General features: G+C 73.3%; 17 protein-coding genes. 7 read left to right on the top strand and 10 right to left on the bottom strand.

The features are described from left to right. Positions 1 to 215: 215 nt before the first annotated feature. From ACZ38L_RS05515 to ACZ38L_RS05490, 6 genes are all read right to left on the bottom strand, one after another. A complete protein-coding gene (locus tag ACZ38L_RS05515; RefSeq protein WP_465689494.1) occupies positions 216 to 1670 on the bottom strand; it encodes an HD-GYP domain-containing protein in 1455 nt (484 codons plus the stop codon). A 44-nt stretch (positions 1671 to 1714) separates the two neighbouring features. Next, positions 1715 to 3166, bottom strand: coding sequence for an HD-GYP domain-containing protein (locus ACZ38L_RS05510; protein WP_465689688.1), 1452 nt, complete (start codon positions 3164 to 3166; stop codon positions 1715 to 1717). 314 nt (positions 3167 to 3480) lie between these two features. Further along, on the bottom strand, positions 3481 to 3861 hold the full coding sequence (gene rsrA / locus ACZ38L_RS05505; protein WP_465689492.1) for a mycothiol system anti-sigma-R factor: 381 nt from the start codon (positions 3859 to 3861) through the stop codon (positions 3481 to 3483). Next, positions 3858 to 4508 (bottom strand): sigma-70 family RNA polymerase sigma factor, encoded by a 651-nt coding sequence (locus ACZ38L_RS05500; RefSeq protein ID WP_465689686.1) that lies wholly within the window; start codon positions 4506 to 4508, stop codon positions 3858 to 3860. Before ACZ38L_RS05500 ends, rsrA begins: the two co-directional genes overlap by 4 nt. Before the next feature lie 380 nt (positions 4509 to 4888). Further along, positions 4889 to 5554 (bottom strand): alpha/beta hydrolase family protein, encoded by a 666-nt coding sequence (locus ACZ38L_RS05495; RefSeq protein ID WP_465689490.1) that lies wholly within the window; start codon positions 5552 to 5554, stop codon positions 4889 to 4891. Then, the gene (locus ACZ38L_RS05490; RefSeq protein WP_465689488.1) at positions 5554 to 6321 is read right to left on the bottom strand and encodes an SOS response-associated peptidase; all 768 of its coding nucleotides are present in this window, start codon (positions 6319 to 6321) and stop codon (positions 5554 to 5556) included. Before ACZ38L_RS05490 ends, ACZ38L_RS05495 begins: the two co-directional genes overlap by 1 nt. 121 nt (positions 6322 to 6442) lie before the next feature. On the opposite strand from ACZ38L_RS05490, the gene ACZ38L_RS05485 reads away from it, so the two are divergent. From ACZ38L_RS05485 to hisN, 6 genes are all read left to right on the top strand, one after another. Continuing rightward, complete coding sequence (locus ACZ38L_RS05485) at positions 6443 to 7153, top strand: M50 family metallopeptidase (RefSeq protein ID WP_465689486.1); 711 nt, start codon at positions 6443 to 6445, stop codon at positions 7151 to 7153. A gap of 63 nt (positions 7154 to 7216) precedes the next feature. Next, the gene (aroA, locus tag ACZ38L_RS05480) at positions 7217 to 8551 is read left to right on the top strand and encodes a 3-phosphoshikimate 1-carboxyvinyltransferase (RefSeq protein ID WP_465689484.1); all 1335 of its coding nucleotides are present in this window, start codon (positions 7217 to 7219) and stop codon (positions 8549 to 8551) included. A gap of 17 nt (positions 8552 to 8568) precedes the next feature. After that, a complete protein-coding gene (rsgA, locus tag ACZ38L_RS05475) occupies positions 8569 to 9624 on the top strand; it encodes a ribosome small subunit-dependent GTPase A (protein ID WP_465689482.1) in 1056 nt (351 codons plus the stop codon). 71 nt (positions 9625 to 9695) lie between these two features. Further along, the gene (locus ACZ38L_RS05470; protein ID WP_465689480.1) at positions 9696 to 10019 is read left to right on the top strand and encodes a DMT family transporter; all 324 of its coding nucleotides are present in this window, start codon (positions 9696 to 9698) and stop codon (positions 10017 to 10019) included. A 57-nt stretch (positions 10020 to 10076) separates the two neighbouring features. Continuing rightward, positions 10077 to 10637 carry a Uma2 family endonuclease gene (locus ACZ38L_RS05465; RefSeq protein ID WP_465689478.1) on the top strand — a complete coding sequence of 187 codons (561 nt, stop codon included), beginning with the start codon at positions 10077 to 10079 and terminating at the stop codon, positions 10635 to 10637. Between the two features lie 63 nt (positions 10638 to 10700). Continuing rightward, positions 10701 to 11498 carry a histidinol-phosphatase gene (gene hisN, locus ACZ38L_RS05460; protein WP_465689476.1) on the top strand — a complete coding sequence of 266 codons (798 nt, stop codon included), beginning with the start codon at positions 10701 to 10703 and terminating at the stop codon, positions 11496 to 11498. Positions 11499 to 11591: 93 nt separating this feature from the next. Here the strand turns inward: hisN and ACZ38L_RS05455 are convergent, their stop codons facing one another. Further along, positions 11592 to 13070 (bottom strand): catalase, encoded by a 1479-nt coding sequence (locus tag ACZ38L_RS05455; protein WP_465689474.1) that lies wholly within the window; start codon positions 13068 to 13070, stop codon positions 11592 to 11594. A 102-nt stretch (positions 13071 to 13172) separates the two neighbouring features. Between ACZ38L_RS05455 and ACZ38L_RS05450 the strand changes: the two genes are divergently transcribed. Beyond that, complete coding sequence (locus ACZ38L_RS05450; RefSeq protein ID WP_465689472.1) at positions 13173 to 13583, top strand: Fur family transcriptional regulator; 411 nt, start codon at positions 13173 to 13175, stop codon at positions 13581 to 13583. 13 nt (positions 13584 to 13596) lie between these two features. Here ACZ38L_RS05450 and ACZ38L_RS05445 read toward each other — a convergent pair whose 3' ends face one another. The 3 genes from ACZ38L_RS05445 to ACZ38L_RS05435 form a co-directional block, all read right to left on the bottom strand. Then, on the bottom strand, positions 13597 to 15483 hold the full coding sequence (locus ACZ38L_RS05445) for a tetratricopeptide repeat protein (protein ID WP_465689470.1): 1887 nt from the start codon (positions 15481 to 15483) through the stop codon (positions 13597 to 13599). 311 nt (positions 15484 to 15794) lie between these two features. After that, the gene (locus tag ACZ38L_RS05440) at positions 15795 to 17846 is read right to left on the bottom strand and encodes a glycosyl hydrolase family 18 protein (RefSeq protein WP_465689468.1); all 2052 of its coding nucleotides are present in this window, start codon (positions 17844 to 17846) and stop codon (positions 15795 to 15797) included. A 49-nt stretch (positions 17847 to 17895) separates the two neighbouring features. Continuing rightward, complete coding sequence (locus tag ACZ38L_RS05435; RefSeq protein ID WP_465689466.1) at positions 17896 to 19470, bottom strand: chitinase; 1575 nt, start codon at positions 19468 to 19470, stop codon at positions 17896 to 17898. Between the last annotated feature and the right edge of the window lie 167 nt (positions 19471 to 19637).

The following is a 19637-nucleotide window of genomic DNA, read 5'->3' as shown; positions in this document are numbered from 1 at the left end:
TCCGCTCGGTCCTGCTGAATCCTGCTCGGGGCCGGGCCGCACCTGGCTCGTCCTGCCAGGCCGGCCGACCCGCGTCCCGCACGGGTTTCCGCCACCCGATCCGCCGCGCCGGCCGAGCGGCCGAGGCTTGGGGCCAGGGGCCCCGGATCGGGGTGTTCCACGCTATGACCGCATCCAACCACGGCAGCGGCAGGGTGCGCTTCCCGCACGGTGGTTCAACCGCTCTCCGGGCGGGCCACTCCGCACGGACCGGCCTCCGCCGCGGCGGTGGGCAGCGGTCCGAGCCTGACCAGCGCCTCCACCACCCGGGCGTCGTAGGCCCGGCCGCTCTGCTCACGCAGCGTGGCCAGCACGGGGGCCCGACCGGCCGGGCCCAGCAGGTCGTCGTGCGCGTTGGCCACCCGGATGATCCGGGCCGCCAGCGGCAGGCTCCGGTCGACCCGGCCGTCCGGGCCGCGGAGCGGGTCCGCCAACCGCGCGACCTGCGCGGCCACCTGCGCGGGCACCCCGGTGCAGCGGATCACCTCGCTGCCGAGCCGGGCGATCCGCTGCTGCTCGACGTCCGGCAGGGTGGCGGTGGCGCCGTCCGGGACCGGCTCGACCAGCGAGAGCTGGCCGATGTCGTGCATCAGCGCCGCGTACTCCAGCAGACCGAGTTCGTCGGCACTCATTCCCAGCTCGCGGCCGAGCGCGCACGCCGTGTCCGCCACCCGGCGCGCGTGGCCGGGCGCGGTGTACCCCGCCACGTCGGTGGCCCGGGCCAGCGTGGCGATGGTCTGGCCGTAGGTGGCCCGGATCGCCGCCGCCCGCCGGAAGGAGGCCAGCGCCAGCAACAGCGGGGTGCAGAACGCCGGCAGCGCCCACAGCCCGACCTCGCCGGCCGCCAGGCTGACCAGCATCCCGGTGGCGGCGATCGCCGACCCGATGCCGGGCAGCGCCCGCAGCTCCTCCTCCAGCGCGGCGCCGAACCGCTGACCGGTCCGGGCCCGCTGCTGCCCGGCCGCGAACACGGCGTCGCAGAGCGCCGCCAGCGCGGCCACCACGGTCAGCAGCACGCCGTAGCCGGGCCCGGAGAGCGGGACCCGGTCCAGCGCGCCGGTGTGGTAAAGCGGCTGGAACAGCGCCGCGGCGAAGCCGACCGAGCAGAGCCGGCGAGCCGCCTCGTCCCGCCGGGCCGCCGAGCGCGACAGTCGCCGCAGAGTGCCGAAGGCCCGGCGGTGGAGCACTGCCGGGCGCGGCCGGCGGTGCTGGCGGGCGGCCGGCGCGGTGTGCCGAGGCGGCGGCACCCGCGGCGGCGGCACCTCGGCCCGGCCCGAGCCCAGCAGCACGAACCGCAGCAGCCAGCCGACCGTCAGCCCGGCCCCCGCCACCGCCACCACCTGCAACGCGCCGTGGCTGGTCGGCAGCCCGCGCAGCGGCCCCAGCAGCGCGTACGCGAGGGCGGCCGCGGCGCCCAGCGGGGCCTGCTCCCGGCCGCCGGGCCGGCCGACCCGGACCGCCTCGCCGACCGCGATCAGCCCGACGAAGGCCACCGCCACCCGAGGCTGGGCGAGCCCGTGCACCAGCACCCAGCCGACCGCCCCGGCCGCCAGCAGCAGCGCCGCCGCCTGCAGCAGGGCCGCCCCGGCGCCCCGGCCACCGCCCGCGCCGGGCGCCAGCCGGCGCGGCACCGGCGGACCGTACCCGGCCGGACGAACCGCCGCCCGCCGCACGGTCACCGCGACCCGCCGGCAGCCGACCGGGTGACCGGCTCGGGCACCCCGAGCGGGATGTCCGGCACCTCGGGCGGCTGCTCGCCGTCCATCGGCGGCGCCGGTTGCCAGCCGTGTCGCTGCACGGCGGTCACCAGCGCCTGCACCATCACCGGGTCGAACTGGGTGCCCTCACAGCGCCGCAGCTCGGCGACGGCCTCCGGGACCGGCCGGCCGCGACGGTAGGACCGGGTGGAGGTCATCGAGTCGAAGGCGTCGGCGACCGCGATGATCCGGGCGAACTCCGGGATCCGCGACCCGGCCAGCCCGTGCGGGTAGCCGCGGCCGTCCATCCGCTCGTGGTGGTGCAGGATGCCGCCGTGCGCCTCGCCCAGGAAGTCGATCCCGCGCACCAGCTCGTGCCCGTACTCGGGGTGCACCTCCACCGCCCGGCGCTCCGCCTCGGTCAGTGGACCGTTTCTACGCAGGAGCTCGGTGGCCACACCGAGCTTGCCCACGTCGTGCAGGGTCCCGGCGAAGTGCAGGGTGCGCAGCCGCTCACCGGTGATGCCGAGCTGACTGGCGATCAGCACGGCGGCCCGGCCGACCCGTTCGCTGTGGCCGCGGGTGTAGGCGTCCTTGATCTCCACCGCCTGCACCAACGCCTCGACGGTGGCCTGGTGCGCCGCCCGCTCGCGGTGCCCCTGGGCGAAGACCCAGGCCGAGATGGAGAGCGGCAGCAGCGCCAGCACCGCCGCGAAGGCGCCGTACGGGCCCTGCCACAGCACCGCCATCATCAGGCCGCCGAGCGCGTGCGCGATGGCCGGCAGGCCGAGGCCGGTGAGCGCGCCGGGGACCAGCTCGACCGGCGGCCGGCGCTCCGCGAGCCACCGGATCCCGGCCACCAGCACGCTGCTGACCAGGCAGAACGTCAGCACGGCGGCGAGCGGCGGGAGCAGCGCGACCGGGTAGCGAGCGCCCAGCAACAGCCGCGGCCCGTCCAGCAGGTGGAACAGCGCCGCCGCCACCCAGGCGGCCAGCGCGAACTGCGCGGCGTTCCACAGCCGGCGCAGCACCCGCGGGGCGGTGGCCGCGCCGGTCAGCGCGGACGGCAGGGCGACCAGCGCGGCGGCGGCCGGCGGCAGCATCAGCACCCCGGTGAAGAGCACCGGCAGGAAGGCGTTGGCCGACGGCCGGGCCGGCTCCCGGCGCCCCACGGGCTCCGCACGGAGCGCCGGGCGGCCCGCCAGGCGACCGGCCAGCCGTAGCCCGAGCGCGCGCAGCCGGCGGAAGAGCCGCAGGCAGGGCGTGGGCAGCCCCTGCGCGACCGACTCCCAGCAGGCGTGCAGGAGGGCCAGCAGTCCGACCTTGGGCCAGTCCACCGGCCGGCCGAGCCAGCCGGGCAGCCCGGCGGCGGGGAGCAGGGGCAGCAGCGCGCACCCGGCCGCGCCGAGGACCAGCAGCAGGTAGACCAGCGCCGCCCTCGGCAGCCGCGCCGGTACGTCGTCAGGGAGCGCCCCAACCCCGCGTTCGACAGCGATCTCAGCCTCCCCACCTCATCTCAGGCCTGCGGCGGCCGGGTTGAATACCCGTCAGGAGGATAGGGCTCGGCTCGGGCCCGGAGACCCGCCATCGCACATCGCCCGGACCGGAGCGGCACATACTCACCCGATCGGGTGAGATCAGCGGACTGACGCGAAGATCACTCGCCGCCGGCGGGCCGGCCAAAGACGCGTCAGAGCCCCGGAGCGGCAGGTGCTCCGGGGCCCTCGACGGTCGCGTCCGGAGGCTACTCCACCGGGGTGGCCGCCACCTGGCCGGCGGGCTGCAACCCGCCCTCGTCGTGGCCGGACGACTCGCCGTGAGCGGGCGCCTCGGGATCGACCGAGACCTCGACCCGTGACTCGCCGCGCTGCCCGGCGCGGATGCTGTCGATCCGGGCGAGCACCTTGCTGCGCAGGTCGGACGGAGTGTCATCACACCCGCAGGAGCGCTTGATCAGCGCCTTGATGGCCTGTTCCAGACCGTACTTCTCCAGGCAGGGCGAGCACTCCTCGAAGTGCTGCCGGAGCTTGGCGCAGTCCCCCTCGGCCATCTCGTTGTCGAGGAACTCGTAGAGGTGGTCCAGCACCTCCCCGCAGTCCGTGTCGTGCGGACCTCCGCAGCTCATGAGCCCGTGCCTTTCGCCTCGCGCCCAGCCCCGCTGCCGGCCGGGACCAGGCCGCGCTCGCGCGCGTAGTCCTCCAGCATGCCCCGCAACTGGCGGCGGCCTCGGTGCAGCCGGGACATCACCGTACCGATGGGAGTGCCCATGATGTCGGCGATCTCCTTGTATGCAAAGCCCTCGACGTCCGCCAGGTAGACCGCGATGCGGAACTCCTCGGGGATCGCCTGCAGGGCGTCCTTCACGTCGCTGTCCGGCAGGTGGTCGAGCGCCTGGGTCTCGGCCGAGCGCAGGCCGGTCGACATGTGCGACTCGGCCCTGGCCAGCTGCCAGTCCTCGATCTCCTCGGCGGCGGTGCGCTGCGGCTCCCGCTGCTTCTTCCGGTACGAGTTGATGAAGGTGTTGGTCAGGATGCGGTACAGCCAGGCCTTGAGGTTCGTCCCCTCGCGGAACTGGTGGAACGAGGCGTAGGCCTTGGCGAACGCCTCCTGCAACAGGTCCTCGGCGTCGGCCGGGTTGCGGGTCATCCGCAGCGCGGCCGAGTACATCGGGTCGAGGTAGCCCAGTGCGTCGCGCTCGAAGCGCTCCCGCCGGGCCGTCTCGGTCTCGTCGGAGGACACCCGGAAGGTGTCCTCGCCGATCGCCTCGGCCAGCTCCTCACCGGTCAACGGCGAGGCACCCGACTCGTCCGTCGGTTCGTGCCCGGCCAGGCCCGCGTTCGGCTCGTCCTCGGTCGCGACGACCGGACCCACCTCCTCGGCATCACGGGCACGGCTCACGGCGAGCTGGCCCGGAACGGAGGATATCGGGCTCACGGACTTCTCGCCCGCGACCAGCCACTCCGACCACGGGATGAAGGCGCTCTGCGCGCTCTGCTCCTCGGGCCGCTCATGGCACGCGATCGAACCCATGTGGCTGCCTTTCCGCTGGGGCGTTCCTGACGAAGGGGTTAACCGAGCCGGTGGCGCGGACATTCCCACCCGCGCGACGGTCCGCTCGCGGCCGTGCGCTCAGCGCGGCACGGCCCCCGCGGTCAGCGCGGCACGGTCCGGGCCAGCCAGTCCGCCACCGCCTCGACGACCAGGGCCAGCGCCTCGGGCCGGCTCAGCGGGGCGGTCTTCGGCAGCGCGAGGCCGTGGTCGCCGTACGGCACCGGGACCAGCTGGTGCCCGGCCGGCAGCTCCGGGAACTCCGCGGGCCGCCCGAACGGATCCCGCTCGCCCTGCACCACCAGCGTCGGCCGGCCGCTGCCCAGCAGCTCCTCGGCCCGCGAGCGCTCCGGCCTGCCCGGCGGATGCAGCGGGAAGGCCAGCGCCAGCACGGCCACCGCGCCGCTGGCCGCGGCAGTCCGACAGGCCACCCGGGCCCCGGCGCTGCGCCCGCCGACCACCAGCGGCAGCCCCTCGGCGGCCAGCCGCTCGGCCACCGGCAGCCAGCCCGCGTCCAACGTGCCCGGCGCCGGCGCGACCTTCCTGCCGGCCACCCGCCAGGGCTGCTCGACCAGCGCCACCGCGACGCCGTGCCCCGGCAGCGCGGCGGCCAGCGCGGCCAGGTCGGCGGCCTCGATCCCGCCGCCGGCGCCGTGCCCGAGGCCCAGCACGGCCCGCGCCGCGCCGGCCGGGCGGTGCCAGCTGATCCGGGCCTCCCCGACCGGGGTGGCGACCAGCACGCCCGGGGCACCCGTCCTCGAGGCGTCCATCAGAACAGCGCCCCTTCCGCCTCGGCGGTCACCCGCCTGGTCAGCTCCGGCCCGTTGTTGCGGATGTTGCCCACCGCCGAGGAGACCGGGGTCAGCTCCAGCAGGCCAGGCTCCGGCGCGGTGAGCAGCCGGCGGGCCTCCTCGGACTCGTCGAGTGCGGGGTCCAGCCAGTCGTCGAAGGCCTCCGGCTGGAGGAAGAGCGGCATCCGCGGGTGCACCGGGGCGAGCAGCGGCTCGGCCTCGGTGGTGACGATGGCGCAGGTCACCAGCCAGGCGTCCGGATGCCCGGCGGGCACCCGGCGGTCCCGCCAGAACTCGTACAGCCCGGCCAGCGCCAGCGGCGCGCCGTCCACCCGGCTGACGAAGTACGGCTGCTTGCGCGGCCTGCCCTTGCCGGGATCGCCCTGGCCGTGCCCGGTCACCGCCTGCCACTCGTAGTAGCCGTCCACCGGGAGCAGGCAACGGCGGGAGGCGAAGGCCTGCCGGTAGGCGGGCTTCTCGTGCACGGTGTCGGCCCGCGCGTTGATCATCTTCACCGCGGTCTCCGGTGACTCGGCCCAGGCCGGCACCAGTCCCCAGCGCAGCACCCGCAGCTGCCGCACCGGCGGCCCGCCGCCCTTGGGCAACCGCTCCAGCACGGCGGCCACCGGAGCGGTCGGCGCCACGTTCCAGCTCGGCGCGAGCGTCTCGGCCGGGTCCCACTGTCGGACGTCGAACAGTTCGACGATGTCCTCCGGTCCGGTGCTCGCCGCGAATCGACCACACATGCCGTCAGCCTGCCACGTCCCGGCCGCCCCGGGGCACGGACCCGGGAACCGGGCCCTACCGTCCGGCCGTCCCTCCGTGGGAGGCTGCCCCCCAAACCTCCCGTACCACAGAGGAACGACCATGAACGGCGACAGCATCAGCGCGGTATGGCAGCGGGTCCTCGGCACCCAGCCCGACCCGCCCCGCTGGCTGGTGCTGGTCTGCGCCGGGGTCGCCCTGCTGGCGATCCTGCCGCACCCGGCCTGGCGACTCAGCCGCACCGTGGTGACCATCGCGCACGAGGGCGGCCACGGCCTGACCGCGCTGGTCACCGGCCGCCGGCTGGCCGGCATCCGGCTGCACTCCGACACCTCCGGGCTGACCGTCTCCTCCGGCAGGCCGACCGGCCCGGGCATGATCCTCACCGCCGCGGCCGGCTACACCGCGCCGTCGCTGCTCGGCCTGGGCGGCGCGCTGCTGCTCGCCGGCGGGCACGTCACCGCGCTGCTGTGGATCTCGATCGCGCTGCTGGCGGCCCTGCTGGTGATGATCCGGAACGCCTTCGGGCTGCTCGCGGTGGTGCTCACCGGCGCCGCCTTCTTCGCCGTCTCCTGGTACGGCGGCAACCAGCTGCAGGCCGTCTTCGCCTACCTCGGCGTCTGGTTCCTGCTGCTGGCCGGAGTCCGCCCGGTGATCGAGCTGCAGCGCAAGCGCCGGCAGGGCGGCGCGCGCGACTCGGACGCCGACCAACTGGCCCGGCTGACCGGGGTGAGCGCGCTGCTCTGGGTCGCGCTCTTCCTGGTGGTGGCGCTGGCGTGTCTGCTGGTGGGCGGCAGCCGGCTGCTGGCCTGAGCGGCACGTCCGGCCCGTGGAACACCAACGGGCGGCTCACGGGCCGCCCCCTAGACTTGGCGCATGACCGAGACCCTGTGGCCCGCCCCCGTCGCGACCGCCGCCGTCGACGCGACGGTGACCATCCCCGGTTCCAAGTCCGTGACCAACCGCGCCCTGGTGCTGGCCGCCCTCGCCGCCGAGCCGGGCTGGGTGCGCCGCCCGCTGCGCAGCCGGGACAGCCAGCTGATGGCGGACGGCCTGCGCGCGCTCGGCGTGGGCATCGAGGAGCAGGTCAACAACACCAGCGGTGGCAGCGGCGGTGGCGAGGCCTGGCGGATCATCCCGACCGGCCAGCTGCGCGGCCCGGCCCGGGTCGACGTGGGCAACGCGGGAACGGTCATGCGCTTCCTTCCGCCACTGGCCGTGCTGGCCGACGGCCCGGTGCACTTCGACGGCGACCCGCGCTGCTACGAGCGCCCGCAGCACGGCGTGATCGACTCGCTGCGCGCGCTCGGCGCCCGGATCGACGACGGCGGGCGCGGCGGCTTCCCGCTCACCGTGCACGGCTCCGGCGCGCTGGACGGCGGCACGGTCGAGCTGGACGCCTCGTCCTCCTCGCAGTTCGTCAGTGCGCTGCTGCTCTCCGGGGCCCGCTACAACCAGGGCGTCGAGATCCGCAACGTCGGCGGCCCGGTGCCCTCGCTGCCGCACATCCGGATGACGGTCGACATGCTGCGGCAGGCCGGCGCCCAGGTGGACGCGCCCGAGGACGGCGGCGAGAAGGACGTCTGGCGGGTCACCCCGGGCGCGCTGCTCGGCCGCGACCTGGTGGTCGAGCCGGACCTCTCCAACGCCGCGCCGTTCTTCGCCGCCGCGCTGGTCACCGGCGGCCGGGTCACCGTGCGCGACTGGCCACGGCACACCACCCAGCCCGGCGACCAGCTGCGCGAGATCTACTCCCGGATGGGCGGCTCCTGCCGCTTCGTCGACGAGGGGCTGGAGTTCACCGGGACCGGCACCGTCCACGGCATCGAGGCCGACCTGCACGACGTCGGCGAGCTGACCCCGGTGATCGCCGCGGTCGCCGCGCTGGCCGACTCCCCGTCGCACCTCTCCGGCATCGCCCACCTGCGGCTGCACGAGACCGACCGGCTGGCCGCGCTGGCCAAGGAGATCAACGCGCTGGGCGGCGACGTCACCGACACCGAGGACGGCCTGCTGATCCGCCCGCGCCCGCTGCACGGCGGCGTCTTCCACACCTACGAGGACCACCGGCTGGCCACCGCCGCCGCGGTGCTCGGCCTGGCCGTGCCCGGCGTCCAGGTGGAGAACGTGGCGACCACCGCCAAGACCCTGCCCGACTTCCCGCAGATGTGGGCCGACCTGCTGGACCCGCCGCCGGCGGCCACCGCCTGAGGAGACGTACGAGCACCATGCGCCGCTATGGCAAGGACGCCGACGAGGACGACATCCGCAACCGCCCGGGCCGCCGGGGCTCCCGGCCGCGGACCCGGATCCGGCCGAAGCACGAGGACGCCGCGGAGGCGATGGTCCTCACCGTGGACCGGGGTCGGCTGACCTGCCTGGTGGACGCGGGCAGCAGGGACGAGCGCGAGGTGCTCGCCATGAAGGCCCGCGAGCTGGGCCGCAAGGGCGTGGTGGTCGGCGACACGGTCAGCCTGGTCGGCGACCTGTCGGGCGAGCCGGACACGCTGGCCCGGATCGTCCGGGTCGAGGAGCGCAGTTCGGTGCTGCGGCGCACCGCGGACGACGACGACCCGTACGAGCGGATCGTGGTCGCCAACGCCCAGCAGCTGGCCATCGTCACCGCGCTCGCCGACCCGGAGCCCCGGCCCCGGCTGATCGACCGCTGCCTGGTCGCGGCGTACGACGCGGGGATGGAACCGCTGCTGGTGCTCACCAAGTCCGACCTGGCGCCGGCCGGGCCGCTGCTGGAGTCGTACGCGCCGCTCGGCATCGCCTACGTGGTCACCCGGCGGGACGAGCTGGAGACCACCGGCGCCGAGGCGGTCCGCGAGCACCTGCGGGGCCGCTCCACGGTCTTCATCGGCCACTCCGGGGTCGGCAAGACCACCCTGGTCAACGCGCTGGTCCCGGACCGGACGCGGACCACCGGGCAGGTCAACGCGGTGACCGGCCGCGGCCGGCACACCACCGTCTCGGCGCTCGCGCTGCGGCTGCCCCCGCCGCCGGGTGCCAAGCCCCGTTCGAAGAAGGCGCTGGACCCGGGCTGGGTGATCGACACCCCCGGCTTCCGCTCCTTCGGGCTCTCCCACATCGACCCGTCCCGGGTGATCCACGCCTTCCCGGACCTGGAGCCCGGCACGGTGGACTGCCCCCGCGCCTGCAGCCACGACGAGCCGGACTGCGCGCTGGACGCCTGGGTCGCGGACGGCAAGGCCGAGCCCGCCCGGCTCTACTCGCTGCGCCGGCTGCTCTCCACCCGGGAGGCCCGCGAGGGCGACTGAGGCGACTGAGGTGCCCCGGCCGCGCCCTCTGGCGACCATGGGAGGGACGGCCGATCACCCGAGGAGGAGACATGGCTTGGTTCATGGTGGTCCTCGCCGGCCTGCTGGAGACCGGGTTCGCGATCAACCTCAAGCTGAGCCACGGCTTCACCCGACTCGTCCCCACCGTCGCCTTCGCCCTCTTCGCCCTGAGCAGCTTCGGCCTGCTCACCCTCTCCCTCAGGCAGCTCCCGGTCGGCAGCGCCTACGCGGTCTGGACCGGCATCGGTGCGGCCGGCACCGCGCTCTACGGCATGATCTGGCTGGACGAGTCCAGCTCGGTGCTCAAGCTGGTCTCCATCACCCTGGTCATCGCCGGCGTGATCGGCCTCCAGATCAGCGGCTCCGGCCACTGATCCCGGGCGGTCGGCGGGGTGTGCCAGCATGGTGGCAGCTACCTCAGGAGGTCCGGCATGAGTGTGATCGACGAGCGCGCCCACCGTTTCCTCGACTCGATCGAGGTCCCCGAGGGCTACCGGGTCGAGCTGCTGAACGGGGAGATCATCTTGACGCCGTCGGGCAAGCCGCTGCATTGGGAGATCCAGTCACTGCTGCTTCGCCAGATCTGGTCCCACCAAGGTTGGGAGGCAGCGGCTGAGCAGACCATCAGGCACCCCGAGTACGGTGACGAGCCCAAGCCCGATGTCTTCGCGCTGCCCGCGACGGTCAAGGTCGACCCCGAGGGGGTCTACCCCGCTCAACATGTCGCACTCGTCGCCGAGGTGCTCTCGAAGAGCACCAAGGGCACCGACCTGGTCACCAAGGTCGAGGTGTACGGCCGCTTCGGCATCCCGCTGTACCTGATCATCGACCCGTTCAAGCGCGTCTGCACGTTGCACTGCTTCCCCCTGCCCACTGGCTACGAGGACTCCGTCAGCTTCGAGTTCGGCAAGCCGGTCCCGCTGCCCGAGCCGTTCCGATTCGCCCTCGACACCAGTGGTTTCCCCGCCTACCGCTCGCCCGACGGTTCCTGACCCCGCCGTCCGCTGAGCGAGCCGAACTGTCGGGAACGCGGGCGGCTCGCTACTGTTCCAGACATGGCCGACTACCACGACGATCTCCGACTCGCCCACGTCCTCGCCGACTCGGCCGACTCGGTCACCCTGGAACGCTTCCGGGCGCTGGACCTGAAGATCGAGACCAAACCCGACCTCACCCCGGTCAGCGACGCCGACAAGGCGGCCGAGGAGCTGGTGCGCGGCGTGCTGCAGCGGGCCCGGCCACGGGACGCGGTGATGGGCGAGGAGTTCGGGCTGATCGGCTCGGGCCCGCGCCGCTGGGTGATCGACCCGATCGACGGCACCAAGAACTACATCCGCGGCGTCCCGGTCTGGGCGACCCTGATCGCGCTGCTGGAGGTGGACGAGGCGGGCGAGGAGCGGCCGGTGGTCGGCATCGTCTCGGCCCCGGCGCTGCACCGCCGCTGGTGGGCGGCCCAGGGGCTGGGCGCGTTCGCCGGACGCAGCCTGGCCAAGGCGAGCCGGATCCAGGTCTCCTCGGTGTCCCGGATCGAGGACGCCTCGCTCTCCTACTCCTCGATCTCCGGTTGGGAGGACCGCGGCCGGCTCGACCCGTTCCTCGACCTCACCCGGGCCTGCTGGCGGACCCGCGCCTACGGGGACTTCTGGTCGTACATGATGCTCGCCGAGGGCGCGGTGGACATCGCGGCCGAGCCCGAGCTGAACCTGTGGGACATGGCCGCGCCGTGCATCGTGGTGCAGGAGGCGGGCGGGCGGTTCACCGGCCTGGACGGCATCGACGGACCGGGCGGGGCGGACGCGGTGGCGTCCAACGGTCTGCTGCACGAGGAGGCGCTGCGCCGGCTCAGCTTCTGACGCCAACCAGCCGCCACCACGAGGGAGTTGGATGCGGGCCCCGGAGCCAGTGCGGTGGACTGGTCCCGGGGCCCGCGGTCTGTCGGGGTGCGGTTACCGCTGCTTGCGCAGCTCACGCACCGCGGCCTCCAGGCGGCGGCCGTAGTCGGCGTCCGCCCGGCGGAAGTTGTCGATCGCGCGCTCGACGATGTCGTCGCGGTCGGCGGAGACCTTGGCGATGAAGCCGGCCAGGTTGGCCACCAGGCGCTCCTTCTCGGCCTCGCTGAACAGCCGGTAGAGGTTGCCGGCCTGCACGAAGTCGTTGTCCTCGGCGTGCGAGGGCGCCGCGTGGTCGCCGGTCACCCCGCTCACCGCGGTGGCGGCCCAGAGCGGACGGCCGGTCTCGACCGGGCCGCCGAAGCTGTTCGGCTCGTAGTTCTTCCGGCGGCCGTGCCGGCCGTCGTAGAGGTAGCCGTCCCGGCCGTTGGTGCGCGCCTCGGTGGCGTGCGGGCGGTTCACCGGCAGGTGGTCGGCGTTGACGCCGACCCGGTAGCGGTGCGCGTCCGCGTAGGCGAAGAGCCGGCCCTGCAGCATCTTGTCCGGGGACGGGCCGATGCCGGGCACGAAGTGCGACGGGCTGAAGATCGACTGCTCGACCTCGGCGAAGATGTTGTCGGGGTTGCGGTTGAGCTCCAGCTTGCCGATCTCGATCGGCGGGTAGTCCTCGTGCGGCCAGACCTTGGTCAGGTCGAACGGGTTGAAGCGGTAGTTGGCGGCGTCGGCGGCGGGCATGATCTGCACCTGGACCGTCCAGCTCGGGAACTCGCCGCGCTCGATCGCCTCGCGCAGGTCGCGCTGGTGGCTGTCCGGGTCCTCACCCGCGAGCTTGGCCGCCTCCTCGGAGGTCAGGTTCCGGATGCCCTGGTCGGTCTTGAAGTGGTACTTGACCCAGAAGTGCTCGCCGGCCTCGTTCTGCCACTGGTAGGTGTGCGAGCCGTAGCCGTTCAGGTGGCGGTAGCTGGCCGGGATGCCGCGGTCGCCGAAGAGCCAGGTCACCTGGTGGGTCGACTCGGGCGACAGGCCCCAGAAGTCCCAGACGTTGTCCGCCTCCTGGGAGCCGGTGTACGGGTCGCGCTTCTGGGTGTGGATGAAGTCCGGGAACTTGATGGCGTCCTTGATGAAGAACACCGGGGTGTTGTTGCCGACGAGGTCGTAGTTGCCCTCCTCGGTGTAGAACTTCAGCGCGAAGCCGCGCGGGTCGCGGACGGCGTCGGCCGAGCCGAGGTTGCCGGCCACGGTGGAGAACCGCAGGAAGGTCTCGGTCTGCTTGCCCACCTCGGAGAGGAACTTGGCCCGGGTGTAGGCGGTCACGTCGGCGGTCACCGTGAACGTGCCGTACGCGGCGGCGCCGCGGGCGTGCACCACGCGCTCCGGGATGCGCTCCCGGTTGAAGTGCGCGAGCTTCTCGAAGAGCAGCTGGTCCTGGATCAGCGCGGGACCGCCGACGCCCGCCGTCTCGGTGTTCTGGTTGTCGGCCACCGGCGCACCGGCCTCGGTGGTCAGGGTTGGCCGCAACTCGTCCTGGGCAGTCATGGGAGCACCTCCGCGTCATCCGGTCGTGTTGACCAGATCCTATCTTGGACTTTGTCTAAGTCAACACTGGAACCAGAACGAGATCTTGCTACTCTGGGTGGTATGAGCGACCTGCTGGAACGCCTGCGCGAACGAGGCTGGAGACTGACCGCACAGCGGCGCGTCGTGGCCGAGGTGCTCGACGGCGACCACGTGCACCTGACCGCGGACGAGGTGCACGCCCGCGCGGCCTCCCGGCTGCCCGAGATCAGCCGGGCGACGGTCTACAACACGCTCGGCGAACTGGTCGGCCTGGGCGAGGTGTTGGAGGTCAGCACGGACGGCCGGGCGAAGCGGTACGACCCCAACGCGCACCACTCGCACCAGCACCTGATCTGCTCGCGCTGCGGCACCATCCGGGACGTCCACCCGGCCGGCGACCCGCTCGCCGCGCTCCCCGCCGAGGAACGCTTCGGCTTCACGCTCTCCGGCGCCGAGATCACCTACCGCGGCCTCTGCCCCGACTGCCGCTGAGGAGCCACCCGCGCTACGCGGTCATCTCCGGGTGCAGCGCGTCGAGCAGCCGGGCGGCCCGCTCCGCGACCTCGGCCGGCCCGTAGTCGGTGGCCCGCCGGCACCAGTTCTCCGCCTGCACCGGCTCGCCCCGGCGCAGTGCCAGCAGCGCCAGGCGCAGCGCGGCCCGGCCGTGGCCGGCGTCGGCGGCCCGGGTGTACCAGAGCATCGCCTCGGCCTCGCTCTCCTGCCGGGCCAGCAGCAGTCCCAGGTTGAACGCCGCGCTCCGGCTGCCGCCCTCGGCGGCCCGCCGGTACCAGCTCTCGGCGATCTCCAGCGCGCCCCGCTCGGCGGCCCGCACGCCCATCCGCACCTGCGCCCGCGCGTGCCCGGCGTCGGCCGCCATGGCGTACCAGTGCTCGGCCTCCTCCTCGGCGCCACCGCGCCGGTCCAGCAGCGAGGCCAGCCGGAACGCGCCCTCGGCCGACCCGCCCTCGGCCGCCTGCCGGTAGCGCTCCAGCGCGGCGGTCAGGTCGCCGCGCTGTTCCTTGGCCACCGCGAGTTGCAGTGCCGCCTCGCCGTGGCCCTCGGCGGCGGCCCGGGCGTACCACTCCTGGGCCTGCTGGTGCTCGCCGCGATTGGCGTGCAGGATGCCCAGGTTGAAGGCGCCGTCCACGCTGCCCGCCTCGGCGGCCTTGGAGAACCAGGGCTCGGCTCCCGACTCGTCGCCGCGCTGCAGCAGCACCACGGCCAGCGCGTTGCAGGCCTCCCGGTGGCCGGCGTAGGCGGCCCGGCGGTACCACTGCTCGGCCTGCGCGTCGCGGCCCGCGGCGGCGCAGAGCAGGCCGAGGTTGAACGCGCCGTTGTGGTCGCCGGCGTCCAGCGCCGCGCGGTACCAGCGCTCGGCGGCGGCGTCCTCGCCCCGGCCGGCGTGCAGCGCGCCGAGCGCGTTGGCCGCGTTGCCGTCGCCCGCCTCGGCGGCCTCCTGCCACCACTCGGCGGCGGCCGGCAGGTCCCCCGAGTCGCGCAGCAGGAAGCCCAGCGCGCAGGCCGCCCGCGGCTCGCCGTTCTGCGCCGACTGCCGGTACCAGCGGGCCGCCTCGTCGCGCGCCCCGCGCTCCTCGACCAGCACGCCGAGCCGCAGCGCGGCCCGCGGGTGGCTGCGGACCGCGGCGGTGCGGTACCAGGTCTCGGCGCTCTCCTTGTCGCCGGCCGCCTCGCGCATCCGGGCCAGCCGGTAGGCGGCCTCGCGGTGGCCGGTGTCGGCGGCGGCCTTGAACCAACGCTCGGCACGCACGTCGCGCCGGTGTTCCATCAGGTCGCCCAGCGCGTACGCCCCCAGCGTGTGCCCCTGTTCGGCGGCGAAGTGCAGCCAGTACTCGGCCGCCTCCTCCTCACCCTGGTCGCGCAGGTGCAGGCCGAGCGCGTGCGCGGCCGGGGCGCTGCCGGCCACCGCGGCCTGCCGCCACCACTGGCCGGCCTCGGCCCGGTGCCCGCGCTGGTGCAGCAGCACGCCCAGGTTGTTGGCGGCGGCCCGCAGGCCGGCGCCGGCGGCGCGGCGGAGATACGGTTCGGCCTCGTCCAGGTCGCCGCGGCGCAGCAGCAGCGCGCCGAGCTGGCTGGCCGCGTTCGGGTCGCCCTCGTCGGCGGCGGAGCGGTGCCTGGTCTCCAACGCCGCGGACTCCCGGGCCGCCAGCTCGGACTCGAAGCTCGCACCGGGCGTGCCCAGTGCCGCGGCGCTGCCGGCGGTCGCCGGATAGGGTCCGGCCAGCTGCGGTGCCGGGACGTGCACCAGGCTCTCCGGCCCGTACGAGCGGTTCTGCGCCGGCGCGCTCCCGCGCTGTGCGGGCACCGGGGCGGTGGCCTCGTCGCCGTCCCCGACCGGTTCGGCTCCGGTGTCGCCCCTGCCGATCAGCTTCATGCCGACTCCCGCTCCCCCCAGGTGCTGCGGCATCCGCCGGGGACGCGTCGGGGCGCACGCATCGTCAATCTCCGTGCACCGTCCCCCATGTGCTCCATCGTCGCATCACCCGATACCCGCGTACACCAGCCTCGCGCAATTTTGCCGGGCCGGCCGAAGCCCGCGGGGCAGCTTCGGCGCTTTGTCGACTTCCCGACACTTGCGCCTCACAAACCCCCAACTGTCAAAGGGGATGAACCGAGCGTCCGCCAATAGTACCGGAGGCGGTGCCACCGCTTCGGCTGGCACCGCCTCCGTCAGGTCACGGAAGCTCAGTTCAGACTGATGTCATCGGCGTAGTACGTACCCTGCCCATACCAGCCGTGCACCCAGACCTGCACCGAGTTCACGTTCGCGCCGGTGGTGAACGAGGTGGAGAGCTTGGTCCAACCGGGGCTGCTGGTCCAGGTCGAGGTGTCGTCGCCGGAGCCGGTGACCCCGAGGTAGACGTAGTTGCCCTGGACCCAGCCGGCAAGGGTGTAGGTGGTGTTCGGTTGGACGGCCACCGTCTGCGTGCACTGGGCGTCGTCGGAGCTACTCGCGGCGCTCGCGAGCGCGTACGAGCCGGAGTGCACCGGGCTGCTCACCACCGTGCCGAGGTTGCTGGTGCAGCTCCACGGGGAGAGGGCACCGGTCTCGAAGCCGCCGTTGACCACGCCGCTGGTGGGGGTGGACGTCGGCGTGGGGGTGGGCGTCGGCGTGGGGGTGGGCGTCGGCGTGGGGGTGGGAGTCGGCGTCGGGGTAGGAGTGGGCGTCGGGGTAGGAGTCGGCGTCGGGGTAGGAGTCGGCGTCGGGGTGGGCGTCGGCGTGGGCGAAGCCGGGCAGCTGCTGGCCGAGCCGTCGGTGTCCGCCACCGCCGCGTTGAAGAGCGTGGCCGCCGGGTCCAGGTCGTACAGCGAGAACATCATCGTCCCGCCCAGCCCGTTGCAGTGCAGGTAGTCGGCCTTCGCCTGGATCGACTGGGCGTCCTCACCGGACCAGAAGTTGGTCCCGTCGTAGAAGTACGCGGCCTGCGCGACCGGGTCCCAGAAGGTGTCCGCCGAGTTGTCCACCACCCCCGACAGCTCCTTGTACATCCGGATGCCGGCCACGTTCCCGGAGTCGGCCGAGCCCGTCGCCGGTCCGGTCGCGGTCTGGAAGAGCCCGTTGGCGCTGCCGGCCGGCACCCCCGTCCAGCCCCGGTAGTAGAACGGGATCCCGATGTTGAGCTTGTTCGCCGGGAAGCCGCCGGGGATGCCGTACTGCGGATCGCCGACCGTGTAGGCCTTGATCGCCTCGTCGATCGAGTACCTGCTCGTCCCGGGGGTGATCGGGCTGGACGGGTCGGCCGGGTTGTCGTAGATCGGCGACTGGTGGTTGGTCGGCCCGGTGGGCTCCCAACCGCCGTGCATGTCGTAGGTCATCGGGTCGCCGAAGGTCAGGTACTGGGCGATCTGGTCGGTCTGGATGTTGGAGATCTTGTCCTGGCCGGAGGGCAGCGCCGCCGAGAGCGCGTAGGTCTTGCCGTCGGCCGCGCCCTGCGCGTCCAACTCCGAACGGAACTCGGCCAGCAGCGTGGTGAAGTCCTGCTTGTCGGCGGCCGAGGCGTGGTTGCCGACGTGCCCGCCACCGCCCGGGTACTCCCAGTCGATGTCGAACCCGTCGAAGATGCCGGCGCCGGTACCGGGACCGCCGTATCCGTTCTGCGAGGGCAGGTTGCCCTTGATGAACATGTCGATGCAGGAGCTGACCAGCTTCTTGCGCGAGGCGTCGGTGGCCGCCGCGTCCGAGAAGTACTTGGAGTAGGTCCAACCGCCGACCGAGAGCAGGATCTTGAGGTTGGGGTACTTCGCCTTCAGCTCCTTGAGCTGGTTGAAGTTGCCGGCGATCGGCTGGTTCCAGGTGTCGGCGGTGCCGTTCACGCTGATGTCCGAGCCGAAGCTCTTGCCGTAGTCGGCGAACGAGTCACCGGCCCCGTCGCCCGCGTTGGGGTCGCTCTCGTCCTGCGAGGCGGCCTGGTCGGCCTCGAAGCAGGTCAGGTTGGTCGGGTCGATGTTCTCGAAGTCGTAGATCAGGTAGTCGAGTTTGCCGGCCATGCCCTCCTGGTCCACGTTCTTCAGGTAGAAGGCGTTCTGGTAGACCGACCACTGGTCGTAGTACGCGACCTTGAGGCCGCCCGAGGTGGCGGGCGCACCGGTGGTGTCCGCCGGAACGGCCGGTGGGGCGGCCGCCGGGTGGTTCTGGGTGGCCTGGGCGTGGGCCGCGTCCAGCACCGACAGGACGGCGGCCAGCAGCGTGGCGGCGGCCGAACTCACCGCCCATGCCGATCGGGTGGTTCTGCGCATGCGGTTCTCTCCTGTGATGTGGGGGCGAGGAGACGGGGAGTACGGCCGGTCAGCTCATGCCGTGCAGGTGGCCGCCGACCGTGGTCGCGATGGAATTTCCGTTGCCGGCATCCCAGTTGGTGGACCAGGTCATGGCGCCGCCGATGCCGGGCCAGCTGGTGGGGGGCTTGAAGGAGCCGCAGTTGGTGCCGCTGGCCAGGCAGTCCAGCGCGTTGTCGACGGTCTGCGGGTCGACGTATCCGCTGCCGGCCGCGCTGGTCGAGGCCGGCACACCGAGGCCGACCTGACTCGGCGCGAGACCACCCTGGAGCTGGATGCAGGCCAGCGCGGTGAGGAAGTCCTCACTGCCCTCGGAGTAGACGTTGCCGTCGCAGCCGTTCATCGAACCCGAGTTGTAGTACTGGGTGTTGACCATCGTGAGGATGTCCTTGGTGGCCAGCGCCAGTTGGAAGTAGGCGGTGCCGGTGGACTGCATGTCGATGGTCTGCGGCGCCATGGTGAGCACGAAGCCGGGTCCGGCCTGCTGCGCCAACTGGTGCAGCGCGCTGGACATGTAGGTCGCGTTGACACCGTTCTCCAGGTCGATGTCCACCCCGTCGAAGCCGTACTGCTGCATCAACGCGTAGGCGCTGGAGGCGAAGCTGGCGGCCGAGGTGGCGTCGCCGACCGAGATGGTGCCGTTCTGGCCGCCGACCGAGAGCACCACCTTGACGCCGGCCGCCTGCTTGGCCTTGATGTCGGCCTTGAACTGGGCGTCGGTGTAGCCGCCGAGCTTGCTCGCCAGGGTGGGGTCCAGGCCGAAGGTGATGCCGCCGGGGTTGTTCGGGTCGGCGTTGGCGAAGGCCACCGCGATGATGTCGTAGGCCGGGTTGACGTCACTGAGTCGCTGGTCGGTGGCGCCGTTGTCGAAGTCCTGCCAGTAGCCGGTCAGCAGGTGCTTGTTCCCGCCGCTCGGGCCCGTGGGGGTGGGGGTGGGCGTCGGCGTGGGGGTGGGCGTCGGCGTCGGTGTGGGCGTCGGCGTGGACGGCGGCGTCGGGGTGCCGCCGCCCGGGCCGCTCAGCACCAGGTCGTCCGCGCTGTACGCGCCGGTGCCGTACCAGCCGTGCAGGTAGATGGTCACCGATGTGGTGGACGGGCCGGTGGTGAAGCTCGTACTCAGCTGGTTCCAGGCCGAGTTGCTGCTCCAGTCGGAGGTGTCCGTCCCGCCGGTGCCGCTGTCGCCCAGGTACACGTAACTGCCCTGGACCCAACCGCTCAGCGAGTAGGACGAGTTGGGAAGCACCGCGACCTGCTGGACGCACTGCGCGTCGTCGCCGCCCGTCGGGGTGGCCAGCAGCGCGTACGTCCCGGAGTGCACCGGGCTGGTGACCACGGCTCCGGAGCCGTTGGAACACTGCCAGCCCTGCAGGGTTCCGGTCTCGAAACCCGGGTTCTGCAGCAGGTTGGCGCTGTCGGCGGGCGTGGCCGCGGTGCTGGCACTGGCACCCCCGGCGAGCAGCACCGCACCGCTCACCGCGAGCGCGAACGCCACCGTACCGGCCAGCGCCGCTCGTGCGCCGAGGCCGGCTCTACCGCCCGGCCCGTCGGCCGGTCTGCTCTGGTTCTGTCGGGTCGCACGGTGCACGAGGCGGCTCCTCGGTTCGGTGGGGCGGCGCGGCACGGCGAGCCGCGGCACGGAGGCGGGCACAGGGGCGGTGGGGCCGACGGCAGGAGGAGGGCGCTCCTCGACACGGACGAGCAGCACGTCCCGGGCCCCGGCAAACACAGAGTGGACTAGACCAAATAGCGGGT

Source organism: Kitasatospora sp. NPDC024654 (assembly GCF_055559155.1).
This window is presented reverse-complemented; position numbering and strand designations above follow the sequence as displayed.

Bases quoted from the DNA above. Each gene is read 5' to 3' on its own strand.
- rsrA (WP_465689492.1), bottom strand. From the start codon at position 3,861: ATGAGCTGCGGAGGTCCGCACGACACGGACTGCGGGGAGGTGCTGGAC.
- ACZ38L_RS05495 (WP_465689490.1), bottom strand. From the start codon at position 5,554: ATGGACGCCTCGAGGACGGGTGCCCCGGGCGTGCTGGTCGCCACCCCG.
- ACZ38L_RS05490 (WP_465689488.1), bottom strand. From the start codon at position 6,321: ATGTGTGGTCGATTCGCGGCGAGCACCGGACCGGAGGACATCGTCGAA.
- ACZ38L_RS05485 (WP_465689486.1), top strand. From the start codon at position 6,443: ATGAACGGCGACAGCATCAGCGCGGTATGGCAGCGGGTCCTCGGCACC.
- aroA (WP_465689484.1), top strand. From the start codon at position 7,217: ATGACCGAGACCCTGTGGCCCGCCCCCGTCGCGACCGCCGCCGTCGAC.
- rsgA (WP_465689482.1), top strand. From the start codon at position 8,569: ATGCGCCGCTATGGCAAGGACGCCGACGAGGACGACATCCGCAACCGC.
- ACZ38L_RS05470 (WP_465689480.1), top strand. From the start codon at position 9,696: ATGGCTTGGTTCATGGTGGTCCTCGCCGGCCTGCTGGAGACCGGGTTC.
- ACZ38L_RS05465 (WP_465689478.1), top strand. From the start codon at position 10,077: ATGAGTGTGATCGACGAGCGCGCCCACCGTTTCCTCGACTCGATCGAG.
- hisN (WP_465689476.1), top strand. From the start codon at position 10,701: ATGGCCGACTACCACGACGATCTCCGACTCGCCCACGTCCTCGCCGAC.
- ACZ38L_RS05455 (WP_465689474.1), bottom strand. From the start codon at position 13,070: ATGACTGCCCAGGACGAGTTGCGGCCAACCCTGACCACCGAGGCCGGT.
- ACZ38L_RS05450 (WP_465689472.1), top strand. From the start codon at position 13,173: ATGAGCGACCTGCTGGAACGCCTGCGCGAACGAGGCTGGAGACTGACC.
- ACZ38L_RS05445 (WP_465689470.1), bottom strand. From the start codon at position 15,483: ATGAAGCTGATCGGCAGGGGCGACACCGGAGCCGAACCGGTCGGGGAC.
- ACZ38L_RS05440 (WP_465689468.1), bottom strand. From the start codon at position 17,846: ATGCGCAGAACCACCCGATCGGCATGGGCGGTGAGTTCGGCCGCCGCC.